General features: G+C 61.0%; 22 protein-coding genes. 10 read left to right on the top strand and 12 right to left on the bottom strand.

All coding sequences use genetic code 11. The annotated features are described in order from the left end of the window. The first annotated feature begins 13 nt into the window (after positions 1-13). The 7 genes from mltB to KKQ10_RS21335 all read left to right on the top strand — a co-directional run bounded on the left by mltB (position 14) and on the right by KKQ10_RS21335 (position 6,609). Positions 14-1,024 carry a lytic murein transglycosylase B gene (gene mltB, locus KKQ10_RS21365; protein WP_007960589.1) on the top strand — a complete coding sequence of 337 codons (1,011 nt, stop codon included), beginning with the start codon at positions 14-16 and terminating at the stop codon, positions 1,022-1,024. Further along, entirely contained in the window at positions 1,024-2,034 is a 1,011-nt protein-coding gene (locus tag KKQ10_RS21360) for a septal ring lytic transglycosylase RlpA family protein (RefSeq protein WP_127651200.1), read from the top strand. Before mltB ends, KKQ10_RS21360 begins: the two co-directional genes overlap by 1 nt. 187 nt (positions 2,035-2,221) lie before the next feature. Further along, a complete protein-coding gene (locus tag KKQ10_RS21355) occupies positions 2,222-3,379 on the top strand; it encodes a D-alanyl-D-alanine carboxypeptidase family protein (protein ID WP_025108693.1) in 1,158 nt (385 codons plus the stop codon). A gap of 86 nt (positions 3,380-3,465) precedes the next feature. Further along, positions 3,466-3,741, top strand: coding sequence for a DUF493 domain-containing protein (locus KKQ10_RS21350; protein ID WP_027612895.1), 276 nt, complete (start codon positions 3,466-3,468; stop codon positions 3,739-3,741). Continuing rightward, positions 3,741-4,388, top strand: coding sequence for a lipoyl(octanoyl) transferase LipB (lipB, locus tag KKQ10_RS21345; RefSeq protein ID WP_215502214.1), 648 nt, complete (start codon positions 3,741-3,743; stop codon positions 4,386-4,388). The genes KKQ10_RS21350 and lipB overlap by 1 nt, the downstream gene beginning before the upstream one ends. Before the next feature lie 25 nt (positions 4,389-4,413). Further along, a complete protein-coding gene (gene lipA / locus KKQ10_RS21340) occupies positions 4,414-5,412 on the top strand; it encodes a lipoyl synthase (protein WP_160768663.1) in 999 nt (332 codons plus the stop codon). Between the two features lie 249 nt (positions 5,413-5,661). Continuing rightward, positions 5,662-6,609 (top strand): S66 peptidase family protein, encoded by a 948-nt coding sequence (locus KKQ10_RS21335; RefSeq protein ID WP_215502213.1) that lies wholly within the window; start codon positions 5,662-5,664, stop codon positions 6,607-6,609. A gap of 103 nt (positions 6,610-6,712) precedes the next feature. Here the strand turns inward: KKQ10_RS21335 and KKQ10_RS21330 are convergent, their stop codons facing one another. The 5 genes from KKQ10_RS21330 to leuS all read right to left on the bottom strand — a co-directional run bounded on the left by KKQ10_RS21330 (position 6,713) and on the right by leuS (position 12,813). Then, a complete protein-coding gene (locus tag KKQ10_RS21330) occupies positions 6,713-8,035 on the bottom strand; it encodes a lytic murein transglycosylase (protein WP_215502212.1) in 1,323 nt (440 codons plus the stop codon). 61 nt (positions 8,036-8,096) lie between these two features. Continuing rightward, complete coding sequence (gene arfA, locus KKQ10_RS21325) at positions 8,097-8,261, bottom strand: alternative ribosome rescue factor ArfA (protein WP_047296807.1); 165 nt, start codon at positions 8,259-8,261, stop codon at positions 8,097-8,099. Between the two features lie 174 nt (positions 8,262-8,435). Continuing rightward, entirely contained in the window at positions 8,436-9,473 is a 1,038-nt protein-coding gene (holA, locus tag KKQ10_RS21320; protein WP_127651194.1) for a DNA polymerase III subunit delta, read from the bottom strand. Positions 9,474-9,512: 39 nt separating this feature from the next. Then, positions 9,513-10,118 (bottom strand): LPS-assembly lipoprotein LptE, encoded by a 606-nt coding sequence (locus KKQ10_RS21315; protein ID WP_127651193.1) that lies wholly within the window; start codon positions 10,116-10,118, stop codon positions 9,513-9,515. Between the two features lie 88 nt (positions 10,119-10,206). Next, positions 10,207-12,813, bottom strand: coding sequence for a leucine--tRNA ligase (gene leuS / locus KKQ10_RS21310; protein ID WP_215502211.1), 2,607 nt, complete (start codon positions 12,811-12,813; stop codon positions 10,207-10,209). A 255-nt stretch (positions 12,814-13,068) separates the two neighbouring features. Here leuS and KKQ10_RS21305 point away from each other — a divergent pair, with 255 nt between their 5' ends. Continuing rightward, positions 13,069-13,392 (top strand): hypothetical protein, encoded by a 324-nt coding sequence (locus tag KKQ10_RS21305; RefSeq protein WP_127651191.1) that lies wholly within the window; start codon positions 13,069-13,071, stop codon positions 13,390-13,392. 106 nt (positions 13,393-13,498) lie between these two features. Then, positions 13,499-14,260, top strand: a complete 762-nt coding sequence (locus KKQ10_RS21300; RefSeq protein ID WP_127651190.1) for a YdcF family protein — start codon at positions 13,499-13,501, stop codon at positions 14,258-14,260. A gap of 86 nt (positions 14,261-14,346) precedes the next feature. Here the strand turns inward: KKQ10_RS21300 and lnt are convergent, their stop codons facing one another. From lnt to miaB, 5 genes are all read right to left on the bottom strand, one after another. Beyond that, positions 14,347-15,870 (bottom strand): apolipoprotein N-acyltransferase, encoded by a 1,524-nt coding sequence (gene lnt, locus KKQ10_RS21295; RefSeq protein WP_215502210.1) that lies wholly within the window; start codon positions 15,868-15,870, stop codon positions 14,347-14,349. A gap of 14 nt (positions 15,871-15,884) precedes the next feature. After that, a complete protein-coding gene (locus KKQ10_RS21290; protein WP_025108706.1) occupies positions 15,885-16,724 on the bottom strand; it encodes a CorC family transporter in 840 nt (279 codons plus the stop codon). A 5-nt stretch (positions 16,725-16,729) separates the two neighbouring features. Next, positions 16,730-17,224: an rRNA maturation RNase YbeY gene (gene ybeY, locus KKQ10_RS21285; protein WP_215502209.1), complete on the bottom strand. Its 495-nt coding sequence runs from the start codon at positions 17,222-17,224 to the stop codon at positions 16,730-16,732. Further along, positions 17,217-18,215 carry a PhoH family protein gene (locus KKQ10_RS21280; protein ID WP_215502208.1) on the bottom strand — a complete coding sequence of 333 codons (999 nt, stop codon included), beginning with the start codon at positions 18,213-18,215 and terminating at the stop codon, positions 17,217-17,219. The genes ybeY and KKQ10_RS21280 overlap by 8 nt, the downstream gene beginning before the upstream one ends. A 243-nt stretch (positions 18,216-18,458) precedes the next feature. Beyond that, positions 18,459-19,787 (bottom strand): tRNA (N6-isopentenyl adenosine(37)-C2)-methylthiotransferase MiaB, encoded by a 1,329-nt coding sequence (gene miaB, locus KKQ10_RS21275; protein WP_003228520.1) that lies wholly within the window; start codon positions 19,785-19,787, stop codon positions 18,459-18,461. A gap of 133 nt (positions 19,788-19,920) precedes the next feature. Between miaB and KKQ10_RS21270 the strand changes: the two genes are divergently transcribed. Continuing rightward, positions 19,921-20,250 carry a DUF1820 family protein gene (locus KKQ10_RS21270; protein ID WP_003185742.1) on the top strand — a complete coding sequence of 110 codons (330 nt, stop codon included), beginning with the start codon at positions 19,921-19,923 and terminating at the stop codon, positions 20,248-20,250. Between the two features lie 106 nt (positions 20,251-20,356). Here KKQ10_RS21270 and KKQ10_RS21265 read toward each other — a convergent pair whose 3' ends face one another. Together KKQ10_RS21265 and hemL are read right to left on the bottom strand one after the other, a co-directional pair. Next, positions 20,357-20,911 (bottom strand): tetratricopeptide repeat protein, encoded by a 555-nt coding sequence (locus tag KKQ10_RS21265; RefSeq protein WP_047296791.1) that lies wholly within the window; start codon positions 20,909-20,911, stop codon positions 20,357-20,359. A 224-nt stretch (positions 20,912-21,135) separates the two neighbouring features. Then, positions 21,136-22,419, bottom strand: coding sequence for a glutamate-1-semialdehyde 2,1-aminomutase (gene hemL, locus KKQ10_RS21260; protein ID WP_215502207.1), 1,284 nt, complete (start codon positions 22,417-22,419; stop codon positions 21,136-21,138). Position 22,420 lies beyond the last annotated feature (1 nt).

Genomic DNA, 22,420 nt, shown 5'->3' with positions numbered 1-22,420 from the left:
GGTGAAGAGTTCAATGCAAGTCATGCGCAGCTGGGCGACTCGTTACGCGCCGTGGGTCGGCCTGGTCGGCATCCTTGGCAGCGCGCAGGAAGCGCTGGCCGGCGATTACGAAGGCTCGCCACAGGTGGCCGAATTCGTCGGTGAAATGACCCGCGACTACGGTTTTGCCGGTGAGCAACTGATGGCGGTGTTCCGCGAGGCGCAGCGCAAGCAGGCGATTCTCGACGCCATCTCCAAACCCGCCGAGCGGGTCAAACAGTGGAAAGAATATCGCCCGATGTTCATCACTGACGCGCGCATCGCCCGTGGTGTGGACTTCTGGCGCCAGCACGAGGCCGTACTGGCCCGTGCCGAGCAGGAATACGGCGTGCCGGCACAAGTCATCGTGTCGATCATCGGCGTCGAGACCTTTTTCGGACGTAATACCGGTAATTATCGGGTGATCGATGCCTTGTCCACGCTCGGTTTCGACTATCCTCCCCGTGCCGAATTTTTCCGCAAGGAGCTGCGTGAGTTTCTGCTGCTGGCTCGCGAAGAGCAGGTTGATCCATTGACCCTCAAAGGCTCGTACGCCGGGGCGATGGGCCTGCCGCAGTTCATGCCGAGCAGCTTTCGCGCCTATGCGGTGGATTTCGACGGTGACGGGCACATCAACATCTGGACCAATCCGGATGATGCGATCGGCAGCGTCGCCAGCTATTTCAAGCGTCATGGCTGGGTCGCCGGCGAGCCAGTGGTCAGCCGCGCCGATGTGCGCGGCGAGCAGGTCGACGAAGGCCTGACTACCGGGATCGAACCGACAAAGACGGTTGGAGAGTTGCGGGCGCTGGGCTGGTCAAGTCATGATGCGCTGCGCGATGATATGCCGGTTACTGCATTTCGCCTCGAAGGCGACAACGGCCCTGAATACTGGATGGGCCTGAAGAATTTCTACGCGATCACGCGTTATAACCGCAGCGTGATGTACGCCATGGCCGTACATCAACTGTCTGAAGAGCTGGTAAAAGCACGGGGCGTCAAGTAATGCGGGCATTGCCTATCAATAAACCCCTGAAGCTGGTGGCTTTCGCTGCGTTGGCGGTGCTGGTCGCCAGTTGTTCGACCAGTCGCGCGCCCACCCAGAAAACTTCCTCCACCGCGGTGCGTGCGCAGCCGGGGCTGGACATCAACCGCGCGCACAAAGATGGCGCGCCGTGGTGGGACGTGGATGTTTCGCGCATCCCGGATGCCACACCGACCCTGCACACCGGCCCGTACAAGGCCAACCCGTACACCGTGCTGGGCAAGACCTATTTCCCGTTGCAGGAATCCAAGACCTACGTCGCCTCGGGCACGGCGTCCTGGTACGGCACCAAGTTCCACGGCCAGAACACCGCCAACGGCGAAGTGTATGACCTGTACGGCATGAGCGCCGCGCACAAGACTCTGCCACTGCCAAGTTACGTTCGGGTGACCAACCTGGACAACAACAAGAGCGTGATCCTGCGGGTCAACGATCGCGGGCCGTTCTACTCCGACCGGATCATCGACTTGTCCTACGCGGCCGCCAAGAAACTCGGGTATGCCGAAATCGGCACCGCGCGGGTCAAGGTCGAGGGCATCGATCCGCAACAATGGTGGGCCGCCAAGGGCCGTCCGGCACCGTTGATGCTCAACGAACCGCAGGTCGCGCAGAATAGCGCGCCGGTGATCACGGCCTCGGCCGGTACCATCGAGCAATGGACTCCGCCGCCACAGCAACATGCCTCTGACACTGTCCCTGTACAGATCAGCGCAAAAAAAAACGCTTCTGTACCAGCGTCTGGCCAGTATCTGCAGGTGGGCGCGTTCGCCAACCCGGACGCTGCAGAACTCCTGAGGTCGAAGCTCAGCGGGATGGTGAGCGCTCCGGTGTTCATCAGCTCGATCGTGCGCAATCAGCAGACCCTGCATCGGGTACGCTTGGGGCCGATCGGTTCGCCGGGTGAAATCGCCCAGGTGCAGAACAGTGTGCGCCTGGCCAATCTCGGCTCGCCGAGTGTGGTCACCGAGTAATACACGTAGCACTTGATTGACGGTTCACTTGCGGTTTTGGGGGGTGGACCAGGTTGTTGGCTCGTCGAAGAACAAAAGCCCGGCAAGGGTGACTGGAGTGAGCAACTGAACACGCGATGGCCCGTTAGAAGGCTGTCTGAATAGTTTTGCCTTCGGGCAAGTTTCCATTAGCGATTTCGAGAGACGGATGAACATCACCACCTTTGCCAAACGCCTGTGTCTGCTAGTCCCGCTGCTCCTCTCGCCTGCCGCCTTCGCGGCCGAGATGATGCCGTCGCCACCTCAACTGGCTGCAAAAGCCTACGTGCTCATGGACGCCAGCAGCGGCAACGTGCTGGTCGAGAACAACGGTGACCAGCGTCTGCCGCCAGCCAGCCTGACCAAACTGATGACCGCGTACATCGCTACGCTGGAAATCCGTCGCGGCCAGATCGGTGAGAACGACCCGGTGACCGTCAGCGAAAACGCCTGGCGTACCGGCGGTTCGCGGATGTTCATCAAAGTCGGCTCGCAAGTGACCGTCAGCGACCTGCTGCACGGCATCATCATTCAGTCCGGCAACGACGCCAGCGTCGCGCTGTCCGAGCACATCGCCGGTAGCGAAGATGCCTTCGCCGACCTGATGAACAAGACCGTTACCGATCTGGGCATGACCAATTCCCACTTCATGAACCCGACCGGTCTGCCGAACCCTGAGCACTACTCGTCGGCTCACGACATGGCGATTCTGGCCCGTGCGATCATCCACGAAGACCCGGCTCACTACGCGATCTACTCGCAGAAAGAGTTCTTCTGGAACGGTATCAAGCAGCCTAACCGCAACCTGCTGTTGTGGCGCGACAAGACTGTTGACGGTCTGAAAACCGGTCACACCGACGAAGCCGGCTACTGCATGGTGTCTTCGGCGGTACGTGACGGCCAGCGTCTGATCGCAGTGGTGTTCGGCACCAACAGCGAAGTGGCCCGTGCCGCTGAAACCCAGAAACTGCTGACCTACGGCTTCCGTTTCTTCGAAACCCAGACCTTCTACCAGAAGGGCACCGAACTGGCGCAAGCCCCGGTGTGGAAGGGCACCACCAGTCAAGTCAAGGCCGGCCTGGCTGAAGACTTGACCATGACCCTGCCAAAAGGCCAGCTGAAAAAGCTCGCTGCCAGCATGACCATGAACCCGCAACTGACCGCGCCAATCGCCAAGGGCGACGTGATCGGTAAAGTCGAAGTGAAACTGGACGACAAAGTGGTGCACAGCGCCGACCTGATCGCCCTGGACGCTGTCGAGGAGGGTGGTATCTTCCGCCGCATGTGGGATAGCATCCGTCTATTCTTCTACGGCTTGTTCAACTGATTTTGTGTTGACCTGCATGGCCCCGCCCCGATCCGGTGCGGGGCCATGTGCGTTACCACGGCTTGCGCTCTAGAGGCCGTTACGCCATGACCGATACCGAAGTAAAGGCGCCAAAGATCGAATTTCCGCAGACTGATTATCCGATTAAGGTGATCAGCGATACGGGCGTCGGCAACAAAGACAAGATCATCGACATCGTCAAGAAACACGCGACCATCAATGATGAGCGCATCGACGAGCGTCAAAGCAGCAACGGCAAATACACCACCATCCAGTTGCACATCGTCGCGACAGACCAGGATCAGCTGTACAACATCAACAGCGAACTGCGGGCTTCCGGCTTCGTACACATGGTGTTGTGATGCAGGGCACGCTGGGCTTTCGCGAACTTGGCCAGATGGCTTACGAGCCGGTCTGGCATGCCATGCAACGCTTCACCAACGAACGGGGCAGCAATGCCGCCGACGAAGTCTGGCTGGTCGAGCACCCTCCGGTGTTTACCCAGGGCCAGGCCGGCAAGGCCGAACACTTGCTGCTGCCGGGGGATATCCCGGTGGTGCAGGTCGATCGTGGCGGGCAAGTGACTTATCATGGCCCAGGCCAATTGGTCGCCTACCTGTTGCTGGACGTGCGCAAGCTGGGGTTCGGCGTACGTGATCTGGTCACGCGCATGGAACAGTGCCTGATCGAACTGCTGGCCAGCTACGGCGTGACCGCCGCAGCCAAGCCAGATGCTCCCGGCGTCTACGTCGACGGAGCGAAAATCGCTTCTCTGGGTTTGCGGATTCGCCACGGTTGCTCCTTTCATGGCCTGGCCCTGAACGTGGATATGAACCTGGAGCCGTTTCGACGGATTAATCCCTGCGGCTATGCCGGGCTGGCGATGACCCAGCTGAGCGATCACGCAGGATCGATTGAATTTGCCGAGGTAAGTGCCCGGCTGCGCGCGCAGCTCGTCAAACACCTCGACTATGCTGAGCAGACGACCCTGACGGGCGGAATCGACTGATATGACTACTGATGCAGTGCAAACCATGATCCCGACGCTCGACGTGACCGAGCGCCCGGCCCCGCGTCCCAAGGTTGAAGCCGGCGTCAAGCTGCGCGGCGCCGAGAAGGTTGCACGCATCCCGGTAAAGATCATTCCGACCACCGAACTGCCGAAGAAACCTGACTGGATTCGTGTGCGCATCCCGGTTTCGCCGGAAGTCGATCGCATCAAGAGCCTGCTGCGCAAACACAAGCTGCACAGCGTCTGCGAAGAAGCGTCCTGCCCGAACCTGGGCGAGTGCTTCTCCGGCGGCACCGCGACCTTCATGATCATGGGCGACATCTGCACCCGTCGCTGCCCGTTCTGCGACGTCGGCCACGGCCGTCCGAAGCCTCTGGACGTCAACGAGCCGGAAAGCCTGGCGATCGCCATCGCTGACCTGAAGCTCAAGTACGTAGTGATCACCTCGGTTGACCGCGACGACCTGCGTGACGGCGGTGCCCAGCACTTTGCCGACTGCATCCGCGAAATCCGCAAGCTGTCGCCGAACGTGCAGCTGGAAACCCTGGTCCCGGACTACCGTGGCCGCATGGACATCGCGCTGGAAATCACCGCCGCCGAGCCGCCGGATGTGTTCAACCACAACCTGGAAACCGTGCCGCGCCTGTACAAGGCTGCGCGTCCGGGTTCGGACTACCAGTGGTCGCTGACCCTGCTGCAGCGCTTCAAGCAGATGATGCCGCACATCCCGACCAAATCCGGCCTGATGCTGGGCCTGGGCGAGACGGACGAGGAAGTCATCGAAGTCATGAAGCGCATGCGCGAACACGACATCGATATGCTGACCCTCGGCCAGTACCTGCAACCGTCCCGCAGCCACTTGCCGGTGCAGCGTTTCGTGCACCCGGACACCTTCGCCTGGTTCGCCGAGGAAGGTTACAAGATGGGCTTCAAGAACGTTGCTTCCGGCCCGCTGGTACGTTCGTCGTACCACGCTGACGAGCAAGCGAAACTGGTCAAGGCCGAGCTGCTCGGTTCCTGATTCAGCGCTGAACGCCTCTGAAAATACCCGCCTTGGCGGGTATTTTTGTTTGGGCTGGTTTACCTCCGAACCCTGTGGCGAGGGAGCTTGCTCCCGTTGGGTTGCGCAGCGAGCCCAAGTTTTTTGGGACTGCTTCGCACTCCAGCGGGAGCAAGCTCCCTCGTCACAAGTTATTGGGTAGTCTCAGCTCTTTTGTTTATTTCTGTTCCTGACTACTGTGTGTGCATGAATTCGCAGGGAGACCCATGGATGACCGTTCGACCGACTCACACCCTCGTTGCGCACAAACCGGTGCCGGCGCTGCCGCCAGAAGGGCTGATTGGCGTGATCGCCCCCGCCGGCCCCGGTAGTCTGGACACCGACAAGGCTGTGCAGTGGATGCGTGCCCGGGGTTACCAGTTGCGGGTGTTTCCCGGTGTCTACGAGAAGGACGGCTATCTGGCCGGCAGCGACGACGTACGCCTCAATGACCTGCACGCGGCGTTCGCCGACCCCGAGGTCGACGCGATCATCTGCCTGCGCGGTGGCTACGGCACGCCACGTCTGCTGGACCGGATCGACTTCGACCTGTTGAGCCGCCACGCCAAGCCTTTTGTCGGCTACAGCGACATCACCGCGCTGCATCTGGCGATCAGTCGCTACGCCGGGTTCGTGACCTTTCACGGTCCGTTGCTCAATGCCGACCTGCTGGGCGACAAGGAGCCGCCGACCGTCACGTCATTCTTCGCCATGCTGCGCGGTCAATTGAAGGCGGGGAGTGTGCTGAGCCATCCGGTGGCTTATCCGTTGACCACCGTGGAGCCCGGCATCGCCCATGGGCGGCTGCTGGGCGGCAATCTGGCGATGATTGCCGCGACGCTGGGCACGCCTTACGAAATCGACGTGGAAGGTGTGATCCTGCTGATCGAGGACATCAACGAGCCGCTGTACAGGATCGACCGCTTGCTCACGCAGATGCGTCTGGCCGGCAAACTGGCCAGGTTGCGTGGGGTGCTGGTCGGTGATGTGGCCGGGGTGGATATCGACGCGTTGAACCGCTTGCTCAAGCAGACCTTCGAACCGTTGCGGATCCCGGTGTTGTCCGGCTGGCGCAGTGGGCATTGCGATCCGAACCTGACGCTGCCGATGGGCGCGTTGGTAAGGCTGGATGCGGGGAAGAAGGAGTTGATGCTGGAGCAGGATGTGGTCACCCGATAATGCGGGGGTGAAGCAAAAAGATCGCAGCCTTCGACAGCTCCTACAGGATAAACATCAATCCCGTGTAGGAGCTGCCGAAGGCTGCGATCTTTTGATTTTTGCTTTATTGGGTCCGCAGGCTCTCAAGCAGCTTATGCGTCGGATACCCGTCCGCCGGCCAGCCAAACGCCTGCTGTGCACTGCGAATCGCTTTACGCGTATTGGCACCGATGATCCCGTCCGCCGTGCCTGCATCGTAATTGCGCGCACTCAGCAGGGTCTGCAGTTCGATGCGCTCGGTGCGGCTCAATGGCAGATCATCTTTTGGCCAGGTGCCATTGATCAGCCCATCACCGTTGAAACGTTCGGACAGCAGGCTCACCGCCAATGCATAGGACGACGAGTTGTTGTACTTGAGGATCGCCCGGAAGTTGTCGAGGATCAGGAACGCCGGGCCGCGATAGCCGGCCGGCAGCAGCAGGGCCGCGGAGAGCTGTTCCGAACCGGCCGGGGCCTGACCGCCATTGGGCAGGATCACGCCCAATTGACGCCATTCGGCAACGCTCTTGCGAATCGCGCCATCGGCCAGGGTGTAATTGAAACCGCTCGGCAGTTGCACTTCGAAGCCCCACGGCTGACCGCGCTGCCAGCCGGAGCTTTGCAGGTAGTGCGCGGTGGACGCCAGCGCATCGGCGGGGCTGCCCCAGATGTCGCGGCGACCGTCACCGTCGAAGTCCACGGCATGGGTGTTGTAGGTGGTCGGAATGAACTGGGTCTGGCCCATCGCGCCGGCCCACGAGCCCAACATCTTCTCCGGGGTGATATCGCCTTGTTGCAGGATCTGCAGCGCCGCGATCAGTTGTGCATGGGCAAAGCCCGGGCGACGGCCTTCGTAGGCCAGGGTCGCCAGCGAGTTGATCACTGACTTGGTGCCCTGGAACTGGCCGAAATTGCTTTCCATGCCCCACACCGACACCAGCGCCTGACGGTCCACGCCATAACGCTGCTCGATGCTTTGCAGGATGTCGGCGTACTGACTGATCAGCGCCTGGCCCTTGCGCACCCGCAGCGGCGACAGGGCACCATCGAGGTATTCCCACACCGGGCGAGAGAATTCCGGCTGACTGCGGTCGGCTTTGATAACACTGGCATCGAAGCTGACACTGGCAAAGGCGCGATCGAACAGGTCAGCGCGTATCCCGGCTGCCAGCGCATCTTTGCGGAAACCTGCCTGCCATTCGGCGAAGGTCTGGGTCGGCTGGATATCGAGATTGTCACCTGATGGCACTACCGGCGGGATGATGGCCGGGGCGGTGACTGCAGGGGCGGTCTGTAGCGGTTGCGCATCGGCGGCGGTCGGTTTTTCCGCACAGGCGACAAGCAGAATGAAGCTGGAGGCAGCGATCAGTTGGCGAATGGGCCAACGACGGGAAAGACTGAAGGGCATGCACAGTTCCAGGGAATACGAATCAGGTGCAGACCTTAACATGAGCGAGGGGTACTGCGCTTCAGGCAGCCAGAAAGTAAGAAGCCTCCCAGCTGTCAGACTGGAAGGCTTCGCGACGGTAGCTGCCTTTGCCCTTGCTTGGTCGTTCCTGGCGGCTGCGGAACAGGGGTTGGGCGACGATGGATTTGGCCTTGTTCGGGCCATGTTTTGATGGCTTTTTGCTCATGATGGATCTCTCGATGGGTGGGGTTTGCGCGGAAAATAATCTGCCGATGTCGGGCGTCTGTCTATAGGGCAAATGCAGGTTTTTTTGTAGGAAAACAAGATCAAAAGATCGCAGCGTGCCGCAGCTCCTACAGGGATTAGTGTAGGAGCTGCCGGAGGCTGCGATCTTTTGAGCTTATTCGGCAGGCAATGACAGGCGTTGGCCAGCCATCAACAACGCCAATCGGCTCAGGCTCATCCACGGCGAACCGGCGGCCTGGCCCTTGATTTGCGCATCGATGCGCTGGGCTTCGAGCAGCAATTGCGCCCAGCGTTGCGCCGAGTAGCGTTGCAAGGCCTTGCTCATCAGCGGTTTGCGCTTATCCCAGACCGGTGGCTTCGACTGGCTGAAGCACTTGTCCAGCGGCGTGCCCTGGCTGTACTGCAGTGAGATATTGGCCAACAGGCGCAACTCCCGCGCCAGCGCCCAGAGAATCACCGGTGGCTCGACGCCTTCACCGCGCAGGCCTTCGAGCATGCGCAGCGCATGGGCCGGTTCGCCGTTGAGCACGGCGTCGGTCAGGCCGAACACATCGAAGCGGGCACTGTCGGCCACTGCGGCCTGCACGGTTTCGACGGTGATCTGTCCACCTTCGGCCATCAGCTTGAGCTTTTCGATTTCCTGCGCGGCGGCGAGCAGGTTGCCCTCGACGCGGGCGGCAATCAGTTCGACGGCGTCCTGACTGGCGGATAACCCGGCCTGCGACAGACGTTGACGAATCCAGCTCGGTAGCTGATTGGCGTCCACCGGCCAGATCTGGATGAACTGGGTCTGCTGACCTTCGACCAGCGCCTTGCCCCACTTGGTCTTCTGTGCACTGCCATCGAGCTTGGGCAGGCTGATCAGCAGCACCGTGTCTTCGGCGGGGCGCGAGCAGTATTCGATCAGTGCGGCAGCGCCCTTGTCTCCGGGTTTTCCCGAAGGCAAGCGCAGTTCCAGCAGACGTTTTTCGGCGAACAGCGACATGCTGGCACCGGCCTGCAGCAACGTGCCCCAATCGAAATTGGCGTCGGCGGCGAACACCTGGCGTTCGTCGAAACCTTGCTGGCGGGCAGCACTGCGGATGGCGTCGGCGGCTTCCTGGCACAGCAGCGGGTCATCGCCACTGATGATATAGACGGGCGCTAGCGCGCCTTGCAGGTGTTTGCCGAGTTGAGCGGGAGCGAGCTTCATAAGAAGGGGCGTACGGGGCGCCTGAGCGCCCCGTACGTCTTACTGCTGCGGTACTTCGAGCGGCGACTGACGCGGGGTTTCCGCTTCAGCCTTCTGTGCCGCCTTCAGCGCATCGGCTTCGGCTCTTGCCCGGTCGTTGGCTGCTTGCTGCAATTGCTGCAGTTGGCCTGGAGTCAGCTGTTGCAGGCGCAGCATCATGCGCTGAACCAGCTCGCGACGGGTTTCGCGACGGGCGTCGTTGGCTTCCTGATCGGAGCCGACGAGGTTGTTGCCGTCGTGAATGAACACTTTCTGCACTTCGAGCTTGTCGCTCAGCAGGTTCAGGTTGTGTTCGCCGACGATGTCGTAGTTCAGAACGGTGTTGACCTGATACTCGCCAGTACGGCCAGCGCCGGCGTAGCTGAGGATACGCTGGCTTTCCTGCTCGTCAGACAGGTACAGCTTGTACGGTGCACCGTTGTAAACCTTGACGCCGCTGGACTCGAGCACTTGACGCAGTTGGGTGACAGTCTCGCCATAGGCGTTGCGGGCGCCCAGATCAAGTTCCTTGATCGTCAGTTCGTTGGTGCCGGTGCCACGCAGCTGGAAACCGCAGGCGCTCAGCAGAACGGCCAGGCCCATCACCAGCAGATTGCGTTTGATCATTGTGTTGCTCCCCTTGAAACCATGTGGGCCGACCCTGCGGCCCGAAAGGTTTTACAGAGCGCCAGGCAGACCGGGCGCTCAATCCAATTTAGCTGGCGACGATGTTGACCAGTTTGCCTGGTACGACGATCACTTTGCGAATGGTCAGACCGTCGACGAAACGCAGGACGTTTTCGTTGGCACGGGCCGCCGCTTCGACTTCTTCGCGCGTCGCGCTGGCCGGCATGTCGATCTGGCCGCGCAGCTTGCCATTGACTTGAATGACCAGTTGCAGGCTGTCCTGTACCAGGGCGCTTTCATCGACCGCTGGCCATCCGGCATCGATCACGGCGTTGGCATGACCCAGTTGCTTCCACAGCTCGTGGCTGATGTGCGGCGTGATCGGGGCCAGCAGCAGCGTGACGGCTTCCAGGCCTTCGTGAATCAGCGCGCGATCCTGTTCGGTAGCTTGCGCAGCTTTCTCCAGCACGTTCATCAGCGTCATCACCTGAGCGATGGCAGTGTTGAATTTGTGGTTCTGGCCGACGTCGTGGCTGGCCTGCTTGATGGCCAGGTGGATGGCGCGGCGAACGGCTTTCTGCTCGTCGTTCAGGCCGGCGATGTCCAGTTTGCCCGGCAGGCCCTGGGTCACGTGGGTCTGCGCCAGACGCCAGACGCGCTTGAGGAAGCGGTGCGAGCCTTCGACGCCGGAGTCGGACCATTCGGCGCTCATGTCTGGCGGCGAGGCGAACATCATGAACAGGCGGCAGGTGTCGGCGCCGAACTGATCGATCATCGACTGTGGGTCGACGCCGTTGTTCTTCGACTTGGCCATTTTTTCGGTGCCACCGATTTCCACCGGCAAGCCGTCGGTTTTCAGTTTGGCGCTGATGACCTTGGCCTTGCTGTCACGCTCCAGTTCCACGTCCGCCGGGTTGAACCAGGTGTAGGCACCATTGGCTTCGCGACGGTAGTAGGTCTCGGCGATCACCATGCCTTGGGTCAGCAGGTTCTTGAACGGCTCGTTGGAGCTCACCAGGCCTTCGTCGCGCATCAGCTTGTGGAAGAAGCGCGCGTACAGCAGGTGGAGAATGGCGTGCTCGATACCGCCGATGTACTGATCCACCGGCAGCCAGTGGTCGGCTGCGGATTTTTCCACCAGGCCACCTTCGAAGTGCGGCGAGGCGTAGCGGGCGTAGTACCACGAGGACTCGACGAAGGTGTCCATGGTGTCGGTTTCACGCTTGGCCGGCTGGCCGCATTTCGGGCAGCTGCACTCGTAGAATTCCGGCATGCGTGCCAGCGGCGAACCAGCGCCGTCCGGCACCACGTCTTCCGGCAGCACCACCGGCAACTGGTCTTCCGGCACCGGCACGTCACCGCAAGTGGTGCAGTGGATGATCGGGATCGGGCAGCCCCAGTAGCGCTGACGGCTGATGCCCCAGTCGCGCAGGCGGAACTGGGTGCGCGAGGCACCGAGGTTTTTCTTGATCAGGGCGACTTCCATGGCGTCGAACGCGCCGGTGAAGTCCAGGCCGTCGAATTCGCCGGAGTTGATCAGCGTACCGTGCTCGCCGTAAGCGTCTTGCCACGGGGCCGGGTTGGTGTCGCCGGAGCTGGTACGCACCACCGATTTCACCGGCAGGTTGTACTTGTGAGCGAATTCGAAATCGCGCTCGTCGTGAGCCGGTACTGCCATCACGGCGCCGTCGCCGTAATGCATCAGCACGTAGTTGGCGACCCACACCGGCAGTTTTTCGCCGGTCAGCGGGTGCTCGACGAACAGGCCGGTCGGCAGGCCTTTCTTCTCTTGAGTGGCGACGTCGGCTTCGGCCACGCTGCCGCCCTTGCATTCAGCGATGAACGCTTGCAGCTCAGGGTTGTTCTGCGCCGCGAGGCTGGCCAGGTGGTGCTCGGCGGCGACGGCAACGTAGGTCGCGCCCATCAGGGTGTCCGGACGGGTAGTGAAGACTTTGAGGGTGCCTTCTTCGCCGATCGAGTCGACGTTGTACGGGAACTGCACTTCCATGCCGCGGGATTTGCCAATCCAGTTGCGCTGCATGGTCTTGACCTGTTCAGGCCAGCCAGTCAGTTCGTCGAGGCTCTCCAGCAGCTCATCCGCGTAAGCGGTGATCTTGAAGTAGTACATCGGGATTTCGCGCTTTTCGATCAGCGCGCCGGAACGCCAGCCGCGACCGTCGATCACCTGTTCGTTGGCCAGCACGGTCTGGTCGACCGGGTCCCAGTTCACGGTGCCGTTCTTGCGGTAGATCACGCCTTTTTCGAACAGGCGAGTGAACAGCCATTGTTCCCAGCGGTAGTAGTCTGGCTTGCAGGTGGTCACTTCACGGGACCAGTCCACCGCCAGGCCCAGGCTGCGCAGCTGGGACTTCATGTAGGCGATGTTTTCGTAGGTCCACTTGGCGGGCGCCACGTTGTTCTTCATCGCGGCGTTTTCCGCCGGCATGCCGAAGGCGTCCCAACCCATCGGTTGCAGGACGTTCTTGCCTTGCATGCGCTGGTAGCGGGAGATCACGTCGCCGATGGTGTAGTTGCGCACGTGCCCCATGTGTAGCTTGCCGCTGGGGTAAGGGAACATCGACAGGCAGTAGTAGGTCTCCTTGCCTGGCTGTTCACTGACTTCAAAGGACTTTTGCTCGTCCCAGAACGACTGGGCGGCGGCTTCGATTTCACGGGGCTGATATTGTTCGTGCATGGCTACTTTTGTACTGGATAGGGGTGGCCTAATCCTCTTCAATGCGCCATCCGGGAATGATCCGGACGAGCTGGAAGTGGAATTACAGGAAGCGCCGTAGCATACATGACCGCGCTTGGCCTAGGGAAACCCTGATTACAGCTGTTTGGCCGGTCAAAAACATGGCGAGGGCCGTTGGTCGCGGCGTGCAGCCGGTTTGTGCAGCGAAGCTAAGCTCTTATTGGGGAGTGAGTCTTATCTTCAATGAGGTGAGGGATGGTGGAGCAACGGCAAAAAAACGTGACGAAACCCGAGTTGTACGAACGGTTGATGGATCGTCTGGGCATGGCTCTGGACGCTGCCAAAACCGCTGGCCGGCTGCGCGATGAGCGCCCCTTGGAGCTGGAATTGCGTGGCTTGAGTCCCGCCGAGTTCAAACTGGTCAAGGCCTATCTGGATCGCAGTGAGCGTGAAACGCATGGATACCTGTCGCAGGCAGTGAAACAGCTCGATGCAGCACATTCAGCCAAGGTCATCTGGCTCAAGGACAAGGCGCCCGGCAGAGACACCGTCAAGGTTCGTTCTGTACAGGCCAAGTAAACGCATGGCAGGTCAAAAAACGGATCTTTTTCAACGCGATCCGACCCTACCGGTTGTAACGCTTTATTAACACTCTTAGGCTTCGGGCATCTCTGGAGATGCCCCGATGCCTTTTCGTTACTTCATCAAACAACTTTTATTGCCGCCCGGCATTCTTTTGCTGCTGTTGCTGGTTGCGTGGTGGCTGCGCCGCTCCCGGCCGCGGCTGGCCGGCCTGTGTTTTGCCATGGGTCTTGGTGGATTCTGGCTGATGAGCCTGCCGGTGGTCGTGCAGTGGGGCGCCAAAGCGCTGGAGCGTGAACCGCCGCTGCCCCGTGATGCGTGGACGGCGCTGGCGCAGCGGGCCGATGCCATCGTGGTGCTGGGTTCTGGCCGTGAGCGTGGCGATCTGGCCTGGGGCGAGGATCAGCCGACGGGCGTGGGGCTGGAGCGTCAGCGCTATGCCGCGCGGCTGGCCAAGGCGTCCGGGCTGCCGATCCTGACCAGCGGCGGTTTGCATTACGGCACGCCGCCGACCGAGGCGAAGCTGATGGCCGATTCGCTGCTCGATGATTTCGGCGTGACCACGCGCTGGCAGGAAGGTGAAAGCCGTACTACCTGGGAGAATGCCAAATTCAGCGCCGACATCTTGTTGCCCCAAGGCATCAAGCGCGTCGTGGTGGTAACGCAGGCCTGGCATATGCCACGCGCTGTGTGGTGTTTTCAGCAGGCAGGATTCGAAGTGGTGCCGGCGCCCGTAGGGTTCCTCGGGACCGATAATGCGCGACCGTTCGGTGGCTGGCTGCCGGAGTTCAAGTCGATCTGGCAGAGCGGGCAGTTGCTGAATGAGGCGGTGGGGCAGGTGGGGTATTCGCTTTTTTACCGCTGAAGATCAAAAGATTGCAGCTTTCGGCAGCTCCTACTGAGGATGTGTGATGCTTCTGTAGGAATTGCCGAAGGCTGCGATCTTTACTTTTAAAGGGTTTTCGACATTCGGCTCGCCATCAGTGCCCAGCCAAACAGCAGCACGCAGACGATGATCAGCGGCCACGAGCGCCATTGCAGGTACGGCGTCAGGTTGTGCATCGGCACCACTTCGCCGTACAGGATGCCCTGCTCGAACTGTGGGATCTGCTCGGTGATCTGCCCGAACGGGTTGATCAGCCCGGTCACGCCGTTGTTGGTGGCGCGGATCATCCAGCGGCCCGCTTCAAGTGCGCGCATCTGCGCCATCTGCAGGTGTTGCAGCGGCCCGATCGAGGTGCCGAACCAGGTGTCGTTGCTGATCGTCAGCAGCAGATCACTGCGTGCCGACAGGCCGGCAGCGAACTCCGGGTACACCACTTCGTAACAGATGAACGGCGCAATCTGGTAACCCTTGGCCTGCAGCAATGGCTGATCCGCGGGGCCGCGAGCGAAGTCGGACATCGGCAAGTCGAAGAATGCGATCAAACCGCGCAACAGATCCTGCAACGGCACGTATTCGCCGAACGGCACCAGTTTCTGCTTGAGGTAGGTGCCATCGCCTTCGCCGACCACGGTGATGCCGTTGAAGAAGCGTTTTTCGTGGTGGACCATCTCGCGGATTGGCACACCGGTGATCAGCGCCGATTTACGCTCGGCGGCGAAGGTGCCCATCATGTTCAGGTAGCCCTCGGCGGACTCCTTGAGTACCGGCACGGCGGTTTCCGGCCAGATCAGCAGATCCACCGGTTTGGAGCGCAAACTCAGGTCGCGGTACAGCGCCAGTTGCGCGTTGAGCTGCGCCGGGTCCCACTTCATGCTTTGTTCGACGTTGCCCTGAATAGCGGCAACGCTCAGAGCCGGACCGGACGGACTGGTCCAGGCGTGGCCCTTGAGGGCAATGCCGGCGACCCACGGCCCGACCAGCAACAGCAGGCCCGCGGCGATAAAGCCTTTGCGACCGCTGCTCAGCAGGCGAGGTGCGTTGTAGGTCAGTGCCGCGGTCAGGGCCAATACGAAGGACACCAGCCACATGCCGCCGACCGGCGCCAGCCCGGACAGCGGGCCGTCGAGTTGGCTGTAACCGGAGTAGAGCCACGGGAAGCCGGTGAGGAACCAGCCGCGAAACGCTTCCTGGCCTACCCACAACGCAGCGAACGCCAGCGCGTCGGCCAGCGGTGCCTCGGTGCGGCGTAGCCAGCGCGCCCAGACCCATGCGGGCAGGGCGAAGAAAAACGCGATCGCTGCGGTAAACAGCAGCATCAGGAACCCGGCCAGCAGCACGGATGCGCCACCGAAATGGTGGATGCTGTAATAGATCCAGCTGGTGCCGGCGCCAAACAGGCCGAAACCGAAGCACCAGCCACGGCCCAGCGCCTGACGCGGGCTCAGCTCGCGCAAACCGGCATAGAACAAGCCGACCGCCAGCAGAGCCAGCGGCCAGATGTTGAACGGCGCGAGAGCGAAGGTGGTGATTGCACCGGCCGCCACGGCCAGCAGATTACCGGGCCAGCCGGGGCGGGTTGTCCAGCGCATTTCAGTCCTTAGAATTAACGAGCAATTGGCGTCAGTCGCAGCAAATGAATCCGACGACTGTCGGCGTTCAGGATGCGGAAACGATAGGCGCCGATTTCAGTGATTTCGTTGCGTTTTGGCAAGTGCCCGAACGCGCTCATCACCAGGCCGCCGACCGTGTCGAACTCGTCGTCGGAGAATTCGCTGTCGAAAAACTCGTTGAAGTTCTCGATCGGCGTCAGCGCCTTGATCAGGAAGTCACCGCTGGGCAGCGGCTTGATGTAGCTGTCTTCTTCGACGTCGTGTTCGTCTTCGATGTCGCCGACAATCTGTTCCAGCACGTCTTCGATCGTCACCAGACCGGCGACGCCGCCGTATTCGTCGATGACGATGGCCATGTGGTTATGGTTGGCGCGGAACTCACGCAGCAACACGTTCAGACGCTTGGACTCCGGCACGAAGGTGGCCGGGCGCAGCAGGTCCTTGATGTTGAAGGTGTCGCCGTTCTCCTTGAGGATCAGCGGCAACAGGTCCTTGGCCAGCAGCACGCCCATCACGTCGTCGTGGCTTTCGCCAATGACCGGGTAGCGCGAGTGGGCCGAGTCGAGCACGGCAGGCAGGAATTCACGAGGGGTCTGGGTCGCCTTGATGCTGATCATCTGCGAGCGCGGGACCATGATGTCGCGTACTTGCAGGTCAGCCACCTGAATGGCGCCTTCGACGATGGCCAGCGCTTCGCTGTCCAGCAGTTTGTTCTGATGTGCATCACGTAGCAGCTCAAGCAGCTCCTGACGGTTCTTCGGCTCGTGGGCAAAAGCCTGGGTCAGTTTACCCAGCCATGACTTCTGCCCGTTGCTCGATCGATCTTCGCTCATAGCGATTACTCTGAATCCTTTGTCGTAACGATAGGGGATGTTTCGGTTTCGTCGTCCGCGTACGGATCGGGATAGCCCAATTCGGCAAGCAACTCGCGTTCCAGTGCTTCCATTTCTTCGGCTTCGTCGTCATCTATATGGTCGTAACCGAGTAGATGCAAGCAGCCGTGAATGACCAGATGTGCCCAGTGTGCTTTAAGTTCCTTGCCCTGTTCGGCGGCTTCGCGCTCGACCACGGCCACGCAGATCACCAGATCGCCGAGCAGCGGGATGTCGAGAAACTCGTCGGGTACTTCGGCCGGGAACGACAGGACGTTGGTGGCGTAATCCTTGTGGCGCCAGGTGTGATTGAGCTCACGACCTTCTTCCTCATCGACCAGACGAATGGTCATTTCCGAGTCGGCGGTGCGCTGGCGCAGGGCCAGTTCGCACCATTGGCGGAACTCGGCTTCGCTCGGGGCGTTCGCTTCGGTAGCGATTTGCAGATCCAGCTCAAGCATCGCGCGAGGTTTCCTTGGGGGCATCGGCGCGGCTCTCGAAGCGCTCGTAGGCTTCGACGATCCGCTGCACCAATGGGTGGCGCACGACGTCTTTGGGCTGGAAGTGCGTGAAGCTGATGCCGGGAACGTCCTTGAGCACTTCGATCACATGATGCAGACCGGACTTGGTGCCGCGCGGCAGGTCGACCTGGGTGATGTCACCGGTGATGACCGCAGTGGAACCGAAGCCGATCCGGGTCAGAAACATCTTCATCTGCTCGACGGTAGTGTTCTGGCTTTCGTCAAGAATGATGAAGCTGTTGTTCAGCGTACGACCGCGCATGTAGGCCAGCGGTGCGACTTCGATCACCTGGCGCTCGATCAGCTTGGCCACGTACTCGAAGCCGAGCATTTCGTAGAGTGCGTCGTAGAGCGGACGCAGGTACGGGTCGATCTTCTGGGCGAGGTCGCCGGGCAGGAAGCCGAGTTTTTCACCGGCTTCAACCGCTGGACGCACCAGCAGGATGCGGCGGATCTGCTCGCGCTCCAAGGCATCGACCGCGCAGGCCACGGCCAGATAAGTCTTGCCGGTACCGGCCGGACCGATGCCGAAGTTGATGTCGTTACCGAGGATTTCCTTCACGTAGCGCAATTGATTCAAGCCGCGTGGGCGAATCATGCCTTTCTTGGTGCGCAGGGCGACGGAAGCTTCGGCGGGGGCGTGATTGTCCAGCTCGACGACGGCCGATTCCTGCAGGAACAGGTGCACGAGATCCGGCGACAGCTCGGTACCCTTGGTTTCCCGGTACAGGCGGCGCAGCAGGTTTTCCGCAGACGTGGTGTGCTTGGGTTCGCCGATCAGTTCGAACTGGTTTCCGCGGTTGCGGATCTCGATGGCCAGGCGCTGTTCGATCAAGCGCAGGTGCTCGTCGAATTGCCCGCACAGATTGGCGAAGCGGCGAGCCTCAAAGGGCTCGAGGATAAAACGATGTGGTTCTATGGGTGCGTTCAAGGTCGTATTTAGCCGCCCTGGGGCAATTAAGATGAAATCAAGGATAACGCCAGTGGCGTGGGTGCGAAAGCTCTTAAATATCCCTGCCGGTTTGGAGCTCTTTCTCTCTGGTTAGAGGTGGGGACTGTGGCGAGGGGGCTTGCCCCCGTTGGAGTGCGCAGCGCTCCCGCTATCTTGCGACTGCTGCGCAGCCGAACGGGGGGGGCAAGCCCCCTCGCCACAAAGGCTCTACATCGCCTTTTGTTACTGGACCAGCGAGCCGCGCAGCGAGTGCGGTTGCGCCGCGTCGATGTGCACGTCGGCGAACTGGCCGATCAGGGTCGGATTATCGCAGCGGAAGTTGACGATACGATTATTCTCGGTGCGCCCTTGCAGCTCGCCCGGGTCTTTTTTCGAGTAGTCGGTGACCAGAATGCGCTGGATCGAGCCGACCATTTGTCGGCTGATCTCGAACCCTTGCTGATTCAAACGGTGCTGCAAAGCGTTCAGGCGTTCTTTCTTCAGCTCTTCCGGCGTGTCATCGGCCAGATCGGCCGCCGGCGTGCCCGGGCGCTGGCTGTAGACGAACGAGTAGGAGAAGTCGAAGCCGACATCGGCAATCAGCTTCATGGTCTGTTCGAAGTCTTTCTCGGTCTCGCCGGGGAAGCCGACGATGAAGTCCGAGCTGATGCAGATGCCCGGCACGGCGGCGCGCAGTTTGCGCAGCTTGGATTTGTACTCCAGCGCCGTGTGGTTGCGCTTCATCGCCGCCAGAATCCGGTCCGAACCCGATTGCACCGGCAAGTGCAGGTGTTTCACCAGCTCCGGCACTTCGGCGTGGGCCTGGATCAGGCTGTCGGAGAACTCCAGCGGGTGCGAGGTGGTGTAGCGGATGCGGTCGATGCCATCAACGGCGGCCACCACGCGAATCAGCTCCGCCAGATCGGCCAGGCGACCGTCATGGGTCAGGCCGCGATAGCCGTTGACGTTCTGCCCCAGCAGGGTCACTTCACGCACGCCGTTTTCGGCGAGGTGGATGATCTCGGCGATCACGTCATCAAACGGCCGGCTGACTTCCTCGCCACGGGTGTAAGGCACCACGCAGAACGTGCAGTACTTGCTGCAGCCTTCCATCACCGACACGTAGGCGCTCGGGCCATCGATGCGCGGCTCGGGCAAGTGGTCGAACTTTTCGATTTCCGGGAACGAGACGTCAACTTGCGGCAGCTTGCTGCTGCGCGCGGCGTCGATCATTTCCGGCAGGCGGTGCAGGGTCTGCGGGCCGAAGACCACGTCGACGTACGGCGCGCGATCACGGATCGCCGCACCTTCCTGGCTGGCCACGCAACCGCCGACGGCGATGACCATGTCCGGGTTGGCCAGCTTCAGTTCGCGCCAGCGGCCGAGCTGCGAGTACACCCGGTCCTGGGCGCGTTCGCGGATCGAGCAGGTGTTGAGCAGAATCACGTCGGCGTCTTCCGCGCGAGCCGTGACTTCCAGGGCCTGATGTTCGCCCAGCAGATCGACCATGCGCGAGCTGTCGTACTCGTTCATCTGGCAACCGTGGGTTTCGATGTAAAGCTTCTTGGCCATGGAGTAGGGTCGTCACGTGATTCAAAGAACCGCGCATTATAGGGAACAAGCCCTCAGGTTCCTACCGCTGCGCGTCCGGTGGCTATGCTATAGTTTGCGCCCTCATTTTTATCCCCGATGTTATCCCCCCGCCATGACCAAACGCGAAGCTCCAATCTATAAGGTGATTTTCCTCAACCAGGGCCAGGTGTTCGAAATGTACGCCAAGCAGATCTATCAAAGTGATCTGTGGGGCTTCCTGGAAGTGGAAGAGTTCGTCTTTGGCGAGCGCACGCAAGTGGTCGTCGATCCGAGCGAAGAGAAGCTCAAGGCGCAGTTCGAAGGCGTGGTGCGCAGCTTTGTGCCGATGCATTCGATCGTGCGCATCGACGAGGTGGAACGTCTGGGTACCCCGAAAATCAGCGAAGCCCGTGGTGCGGTCGGCAATGTGATGCCGTTTCCGATGCCGATGCCTGAGAAGTAAGCCGCCAAACCGAGTCGCACCATTCGCGAGCAGGCTCACTCCTACAAGAAGATCACCTGTAGGAGTGAGCCTGCTCGCGATGGGGTCAGAAAGGTCGGCGCAGAAATCAGGGAAGAGGCGAGAACGGCGTACGCCCATCGGCGTTCTGCAGTTCCATCAGGTATTTACGGAAAATTTGCCCGAGCACCTGGGTAGCGGTTTCGAGGTCTTCGCGGGACATTTTTTCGGAGACTTCGTCGGCGGTGTCCAGGGCGTCTTCAGCGCCGTTGACCGCAGCCATCTTCAGCACGATGTACGCCTGAATGTTGTTGGCCTGCACGCCTTCGCCGTGGAAGAACATGGTGCCAAGCTTGAACTGCGCCTGAGCGTGGCCTTGCAACGAGGCCTTTTCGAAATAGCTCAGGGCTTGATTGAGGTCGCGCGGCGCATTCTTGCCGTCGTAGTAGAACTCACCCAACTCGTATTGCGCTTGCGCATCCCCTTCGTCCGCCGCTTTCTGGCAGGCGGCCAGTGCCTGCGTGACGTCTTGCGGCTGAGTGTTGAGGGTGCAACGACCCATCGCCGGGATCAACAACGAGTTGCCGCCTGCTTGTGCATGCGCGAGCAGGGGCTGAAGGAGCAACAGGCAGCCCAAGGCAAGGGTGCGGCCGGTGCGGTTCATGGGAATCGACTTACCTCTGAAGGGCACGCGGACCCATCGAGGGATCCAATAAGCGCGCATTATGAAATAAGCAGGGCCAACCTTACAAAGTCTTTACTCGTTTTTCTGCTGCGCGGGGAATATATCGCCCACTTTGTGGCGGATTTTTAGCAGAGGCGTGGAAAAACGGCGTGGGTGTAGGTGAAAGCTGACGCTGGCAATGGCCAACGTCAGCGTCACGGCCATTACTTCAGTGCAGCGAAGGCGCGCTCGGCAGCGTCCAGAGTGATTTTCAGCTCGGCTTCGCCGTGGGCGATCGAAGTGAAACCGGCTTCGAACGCGCTCGGTGCCAGGTACACACCGCCTTCCAGCATCAGGTGGAAGAAGCGACCGAACAGCGCCGCGTCGCTGGCCATTACGTCTTCAAAAGTGACGATGTCGTCGGCGCCGCTGAAGTACAGACCGAACATGCCGCCAGCCTGGGTGGTGACGAACGGAATGCCCGCCGCATCGGCGCGTTGTTGCAGGCCGTCGAGCAGGCGCGTGGTGTAGTCGGTCAGCTCGGCGTGGAAACCCGGGCGGCTGATCAGGCGCAGGGTGGTCAAACCCGCGGCCATCGCCAGCGGATTACCCGACAGGGTGCCAGCCTGATACACCGGGCCCAGCGGCGCGATGCGTTCCATGATTTCACGCTTGCCGCCGAAGCAGCCGACCGGCATGCCGCCGCCGATGATCTTGCCGAACGTGGTCAGGTCAGGATTGACGCCGTAGTAAGCCTGAGCACCGCCAAGGGCGACGCGGAAACCAGTCATCACTTCGTCGAAAATCAGCACCACGCCATGCTTGTCGCACAGCGAGCGCAGGCCTTCGAGGAAACCCGGCGCTGGCGGTACGCAGTTCATGTTGCCGGCCACCGGCTCGACGATGATGCAGGCCACATCCTGGCCGACTTCGGCGAGCATCTTCTCAACGGCGTCGATGTCGTTGAACGGCAGGGTCAGGGTGTGTTTGGCGAATGCGGCTGGCACACCGGCAGAGCTCGGTACGCCCTGGGTCAGTGCGCCGGAGCCGGCCTTGACCAGCAGGCTGTCGGAGTGACCGTGGTAGCAGCCTTCGAACTTGATGATGCTGTCACGACCGGTGTAGCCACGGGCCAGACGGATCGCGCTCATGGTCGCTTCGGTGCCGGAGCTGACCATGCGCACCATGTCCATCGATGGCACCAGCGAGCAGACCAGATCGGCCATTTCGGTTTCCATCGCGGTCGGCGCGCCGTAGGACAGACCGTGTTGCAGTTGATTGCGCACGGCGTCGAGCACGTCCGGGTGACTGTGGCCGAGGATCATCGGCCCCCACGAACCCACGTAATCCACATAGCGCTTGTCGTCTTCGTCAGTGACGTAGGCGCCTTCGGCATGCTTGAAGAACAGCGGCGTGCCGCCCACGCTCTTGAACGCGCGAACCGGCGAGTTCACGCCTCCGGGAATGTGTTTCTGGGCATTGGCAAACAGGGTTTCGGAACGAGACATG

This window comes from Pseudomonas sp. MG-9, assembly GCF_018729515.1.
Lineage (GTDB): Bacteria > Pseudomonadota > Gammaproteobacteria > Pseudomonadales > Pseudomonadaceae > Aquipseudomonas > Aquipseudomonas serboccidentalis.
This window is presented reverse-complemented; position numbering and strand designations above follow the sequence as displayed.

Excerpts from the sequence above, each read along its gene's own strand:
- KKQ10_RS21350 (WP_027612895.1), top strand. The coding sequence starts at position 3,466 with ATGACCGATACCGAAGTAAAGGCGCCAAAGATCGAATTTCCGCAGACT.
- lipB (WP_215502214.1), top strand. The coding sequence starts at position 3,741 with ATGCAGGGCACGCTGGGCTTTCGCGAACTTGGCCAGATGGCTTACGAG.
- holA (WP_127651194.1), bottom strand. The coding sequence starts at position 9,473 with ATGAAGCTCGCTCCCGCTCAACTCGGCAAACACCTGCAAGGCGCGCTA.
- lnt (WP_215502210.1), bottom strand. The coding sequence starts at position 15,870 with ATGCGCTGGACAACCCGCCCCGGCTGGCCCGGTAATCTGCTGGCCGTG.
- leuS (WP_215502211.1), bottom strand. The coding sequence starts at position 12,813 with ATGCACGAACAATATCAGCCCCGTGAAATCGAAGCCGCCGCCCAGTCG.
- hemL (WP_215502207.1), bottom strand. The coding sequence starts at position 22,419 with ATGTCTCGTTCCGAAACCCTGTTTGCCAATGCCCAGAAACACATTCCC.
- KKQ10_RS21270 (WP_003185742.1), top strand. The coding sequence starts at position 19,921 with ATGACCAAACGCGAAGCTCCAATCTATAAGGTGATTTTCCTCAACCAG.
- KKQ10_RS21305 (WP_127651191.1), top strand. The coding sequence starts at position 13,069 with ATGGTGGAGCAACGGCAAAAAAACGTGACGAAACCCGAGTTGTACGAA.
- KKQ10_RS21265 (WP_047296791.1), bottom strand. The coding sequence starts at position 20,911 with ATGAACCGCACCGGCCGCACCCTTGCCTTGGGCTGCCTGTTGCTCCTT.
- arfA (WP_047296807.1), bottom strand. The coding sequence starts at position 8,261 with ATGAGCAAAAAGCCATCAAAACATGGCCCGAACAAGGCCAAATCCATC.
- KKQ10_RS21335 (WP_215502213.1), top strand. The coding sequence starts at position 5,662 with ATGACCGTTCGACCGACTCACACCCTCGTTGCGCACAAACCGGTGCCG.
- KKQ10_RS21330 (WP_215502212.1), bottom strand. The coding sequence starts at position 8,035 with ATGCCCTTCAGTCTTTCCCGTCGTTGGCCCATTCGCCAACTGATCGCT.
- mltB (WP_007960589.1), top strand. The coding sequence starts at position 14 with ATGCAAGTCATGCGCAGCTGGGCGACTCGTTACGCGCCGTGGGTCGGC.
- KKQ10_RS21300 (WP_127651190.1), top strand. The coding sequence starts at position 13,499 with ATGCCTTTTCGTTACTTCATCAAACAACTTTTATTGCCGCCCGGCATT.
- ybeY (WP_215502209.1), bottom strand. The coding sequence starts at position 17,224 with ATGCTTGAGCTGGATCTGCAAATCGCTACCGAAGCGAACGCCCCGAGC.
- miaB (WP_003228520.1), bottom strand. The coding sequence starts at position 19,787 with ATGGCCAAGAAGCTTTACATCGAAACCCACGGTTGCCAGATGAACGAG.
- KKQ10_RS21360 (WP_127651200.1), top strand. The coding sequence starts at position 1,024 with ATGCGGGCATTGCCTATCAATAAACCCCTGAAGCTGGTGGCTTTCGCT.
- KKQ10_RS21290 (WP_025108706.1), bottom strand. The coding sequence starts at position 16,724 with ATGAGCGAAGATCGATCGAGCAACGGGCAGAAGTCATGGCTGGGTAAA.
- KKQ10_RS21355 (WP_025108693.1), top strand. The coding sequence starts at position 2,222 with ATGAACATCACCACCTTTGCCAAACGCCTGTGTCTGCTAGTCCCGCTG.
- lipA (WP_160768663.1), top strand. The coding sequence starts at position 4,414 with ATGATCCCGACGCTCGACGTGACCGAGCGCCCGGCCCCGCGTCCCAAG.
- KKQ10_RS21315 (WP_127651193.1), bottom strand. The coding sequence starts at position 10,118 with ATGATCAAACGCAATCTGCTGGTGATGGGCCTGGCCGTTCTGCTGAGC.